The following is a 4,229-nucleotide window of genomic DNA, read 5'->3' as shown; positions in this document are numbered from 1 at the left end:
ATCGCAAGGATTTCACCCGCCTCAAGCAACCGCAAAGACCCTCGCCGCTCGACTCGCAGCAACTCTCGCTAAACTGGAGCCCAACATGAACCGGACAGCCGTGGGCTTGACCCGGCCATCCACGCGGCGAAGTTTGACGAAGAAAACCGCTGCGGAAGCGTCTCCTCCAATTTCAAAAGGACCGCCTGGATGGCCGGGTCAAGCCCGGCCATGACGGCGAATCCCGTCGGGCGCCGGACGCCGCTCTCAGTCGCCCGCAGCGGTTTCGGCCAGGGTGATCTTGTTGTCGCTGGTGAACTTCACCTGGCCGTCCTGGCGCGCTTCGATCACCAGGGTCCAGCGGCCGGCGTGCAACGGGCCGGCGACGCCTTCGTAGGCTTCGCCGTCGGAAACGAGCGGCGCCTCGCGGTCGGCGGAACGATCGAAGGGATGGACGAAACGCGCCCGCACCTCGAGGCCGGCGACCGGCGAGCCGTTGCGGTCGCGGAATTCGGCGACCACCCGAGCGCCGCCGCCTTCCTGGCGGGTGTCGACGTCGGCGACCCAGCCGAGCGCGTTCTGCGCGCGCGCCGCAGCGATCTGCCGGTTATAGGCTTGGCTGGCGTCGTAGGAGTTCTCCATCTCCTCGCCGTGCAGCGTCGACAGCGCGGTGTAGATCAGCGCGCCGTTGGCGATGAACATCACGCCGAAGAACAGGCCGAGAATGACGACGACCGAGCGGCCGGTCAGCGGCCGCGTCAGGTCGGTGCGTCCGGGAATGCCGCGCTTGGCCATGGCGCCGTCCGAATTGAGCAGCATGATGTCTAACCCCTCGCAGCACATCGCGGCAACCTCTACGGGCCGAAGAAGTGGTCGGCGACGGTCGCGGTCTCGCCGTTCTTCAGGTCGGTTGCGGTCATCGTGACCGGCGCGCCTGCGCTCGCCGCCGAAGCGACCGGCGCGGTGACGTAGATCTGCGCCTCCAGCGTCGCATCGGGATCGAGGGTGACCTTCAGCCGCCCGTCGGACATCGTGTCGGCCTCTTCGCTCTTGACCGTCGCGCCGGGAAGGCCGGCGATCGAGAGGGCGAATTCGCGCGGCTCGCTCCACTTGTTGGCGAAGCGCACAGTGTAGCCGTTGCGCACCAGCCCATCGTGGGCGAGCGTGTACATCGGCGCGCGCACGTGCAGCACGCTGAGACCCATATGCTGACGGGTGGTCAACTTGTAGACCATCAGCGAGCCGACAATGGCGATGACGACGACGTAGAGGATGGTGCGCGAGCGCACGAGCTTGTAGATCGGCGCCTCGCCGCGCGCGCGGCGCTTGATGTTCTCGTCGGTGTCGTAGGCGATGAGCCGGGTCGGCCGGTGAACCTTGGCCATCACCGCGTCGCAGGCGTCGATGCACAGGCCGCACTGGATGCAGCCGAGCTGCGAGCCCTTGCGGATGTCGACGCCGGTCGGGCAGACCGCGACGCACTGATGGCAATCGATGCAATCGCCGGCCGGCTTGCCGGCGGCTTGCGCCCGCGCGGCGTCCTTGACCGACAGGCGCGGCTCGCCGCGGTCGCGCCGATAGGTGACGTTGAGCGCGTCGACGTCGGTCAGCGCCGCCTGGATGCGCGGCCACGGACACATGTAGAGGCACACCTGCTCGCGCATGTGGCCGGCGAGATAATAGGTGGTGAAGGTGAGGATGCCGATCCACACATAGGCGACCAGCGGCGCTTGAAGCGTGAAGAGCTGGCGCACGAGCGTCGGCGCGTCGGCGAAATAGAGGATGAAGGCGCCGCCGGTGCCGCAGGCGATCAGCAGCCACAAGCCATGCTTGGCGATCCGCTTGCCGATCTTGGACGCGCTCCACGGCGCCGCGTCGAGCTTGATGCGGTCGCGGCGGTCGCCCTCGACCAGCCGCTCGACCCACATGAAGAGATCGGTCCACACCGTCTGGATGCAGAAGTAGCCGCACCAGACGCGGCCGAACAGCGCATTCGACAGGAACAGCGCAAGCGAAGCGAGGATGAGCAGGCCGGTGAAGTAATAGACTTCCTGCGGCCAGATTTCGATGAAGAACCAATAGAACCGCGAGTGGGGCAGATCGATCAGGATCGATTGGTGCGGCTCGTTCGGCCCGCGGTCCCATCGCACGAAGGGGAGTACGTAATAGAGCCCGAGGCAGACGATCAGCAGCGCCCACTTCAGGCGGCGGTAGGTTCCGCTGACTTTCTGCGGGTAGACTTTGGCCGCAGAAGCGTAAAGAGGGCCCTCGTCGTAGACTTCGGGCCCTCCTTCGCGTTCGTACTTTTCCGCTGCGCTCACTCGCCGGCGCCCAGGTTGTGGACGAAGACCGCCAGCGTCTTGATCGTCACCGGATCGAGGCGCGCGCCCCAGGCCGGCATGGTCGAGTTGCGGGCGAACGTCACCGTCTGGGTCAGATCCTTAATGTCCGACCCATAGAGCTGCAAGCCGTCCGTCAGGTTGGCCGAGCCGAACTCGCGCTTGCCCTTGCCGTCGTCGCCGTGACAGACGGCGCAATTGTCGGCGAAGATCTGCTTGCCGGCGGCGACGTCGACGCCCGCTTCGGGCTCGAGCTTGCTGAGCGTGCGGACGTAACCGACGACCTGCTGGATCTGCTCCGGCTTCAGGATGCCCATGGCGCCGAAGGCGGGCATCGCGCTTTGGCGCGTGTCCTTGTCGGCATAGTCGCGAATGCCGTGGGTGACCGTCTGCTGGATGTCGTCCAGCTTGCCGCCCCACAGCCAGTCTTCGTTGGTCAGGTTGCGGTAGCCCTTGCCGCCTTGGCCGCCGGCGCCGTGGCAGGCCGCGCAATTCTCGGCGAACGCCGCCTTGCCGTGCGCCAGCGCGAGGCTGAGCAGCTTCTTGTCGGCGGCGATCTGATCGACCGTCGCGTCTTTGAGGCCCGCCTCGGTCACCGCGCGCTGCGCCTGGATCGCCGCGACGTCGGCGGCGACGTCGCCGCGCGACGACTGACCCCACAGGCCGTGGGTGAAGCCGGTGATGCCCGGCCACGCCGGATAGACCACCCAGTAGCCGATCGAGAACAGGATGCAGGCGTAAAAGGTCCACAGCCACCAGCGCGGCAGGGGCGTGTTCAGCTCGCGGATTCCGTCCCACTCATGCCCGGTCGTCGTCTGGCCGGTGACGGGATCGACTTGGATCTTATCGCTCGTCGCCATCGCTCAATCCTCGCGCAGCGGCGACTCGGCCGCCTTCTTGAAAGTTTCGCCATTGGCCGGCCACAGGGCGTAAACCAGCACGCCCAGGAACAATGCGAAGCAGTAGATCGTCCCTCCCGAGCGGGCGAATTCCGCCAGCGTTTCGTACGTCGAAGACATGGTCGTTCCCCCCTCAGCGCAGATTCGCCTTGTCGTCGTAAAGCTTGAAGTCGACCAGAGTGCCGAGCATCTGCAGATAAGCGACGAGCGCGTCGGCCTCGGTCACGTCGGCCGTCTCGGCGTTGAACTTGCGCAACTGAGCCTTCGGATAACGCTGCAGGAACGCGGCGGCGTCAGGGCTGTCGGGATTGATCTGAACCTTGACGTCGTCGACCGCCTTGGCGATCTCGTCGTCGGTGTAGGGAACGCCGACGACCTGGCTGACCTTCATGTACTGGGCGAGCTCGCGCGTATCGAGCGGCGTCGAAGCGAGGAACGCGTAAGTCGGCATGATCGACTGCGGCACGACCGAGCGCGGATCCTTCAGGTGCGCGATCTGCCACGATTGCGCTTCGAACCCCACTGGAACGGATGGTCGTACATGCTCTCGGCCGCCAGCGAGTAGTGGCCGTAGCGCTCGACCTCGTCGCGCAGCGAGCGGATCATCTGGCTGTGGCAGAGGTAGCAGCCCTCGCGCACGAAGATGTTGCGGCCGGCGAGCTCGAGCGGCGTGTAAGGCCGCATGCCTTCAACCTTCTCGACCGTGCTCTGCAAGTAGAACAGCGGCACGATCTGGACGATGCCGCCGATCGCGACGACGATCAGGATCGCGATCGCCAGCAGGATTGGATTCTTCTCCAAGATGTGGTGCTTGGCGAAGAGGCCCGCGGTGTTGGGCGTGTGGGACCCGCTGCTCATCGTTCAGCTCCTCATTCGGCGGGCTGGAGGGAAGGTTGGGCGTTGGCCTGAGCGGCCTCGCCCGAGCGGATCGTCATCCAGACGTTGTAGATCATCAGCAGGTAGCCGGTGATGAACAGCACGCCGCCGAGCGCGCGGATGATGTAGAACGGAT

4 protein-coding genes and 1 pseudogene are annotated in these 4,229 nt (G+C 65.8%); all 5 read right to left on the bottom strand.

Annotated elements, in window-relative coordinates; all coding sequences use genetic code 11:
• Window positions 1-246: 246 nt before the first annotated feature.
• Window positions 247-798 carry a FixH family protein gene (locus ABSF49_RS20880; protein ID WP_424114557.1) on the bottom strand — a complete coding sequence of 184 codons (552 nt, stop codon included), beginning with the start codon at window positions 796-798 and terminating at the stop codon, window positions 247-249.
• A gap of 35 nt (window positions 799-833) precedes the next feature.
• Window positions 834-2,300 (bottom strand): cytochrome c oxidase accessory protein CcoG, encoded by a 1,467-nt coding sequence (ccoG, locus tag ABSF49_RS20875; protein WP_424114556.1) that lies wholly within the window; start codon window positions 2,298-2,300, stop codon window positions 834-836.
• Entirely contained in the window at window positions 2,297-3,178 is an 882-nt protein-coding gene (gene ccoP, locus ABSF49_RS20870; protein ID WP_424114555.1) for a cytochrome-c oxidase, cbb3-type subunit III, read from the bottom strand. The genes ccoG and ccoP overlap by 4 nt, the downstream gene beginning before the upstream one ends.
• A gap of 3 nt (window positions 3,179-3,181) precedes the next feature.
• Window positions 3,182-3,337, bottom strand: coding sequence for a cbb3-type cytochrome c oxidase subunit 3 (locus ABSF49_RS20865; RefSeq protein ID WP_424114554.1), 156 nt, complete (start codon window positions 3,335-3,337; stop codon window positions 3,182-3,184).
• A 13-nt stretch (window positions 3,338-3,350) separates the two neighbouring features.
• Window positions 3,351-4,075: pseudogene (gene ccoO / locus ABSF49_RS20860) on the bottom strand (cytochrome-c oxidase, cbb3-type subunit II).
• Window positions 4,076-4,229 lie beyond the last annotated feature (154 nt).

It is taken from the genome of Roseiarcus sp., from assembly GCF_049514155.1.
Lineage (GTDB): Bacteria > Pseudomonadota > Alphaproteobacteria > Rhizobiales > Beijerinckiaceae > Roseiarcus.
This window is presented reverse-complemented; position numbering and strand designations above follow the sequence as displayed.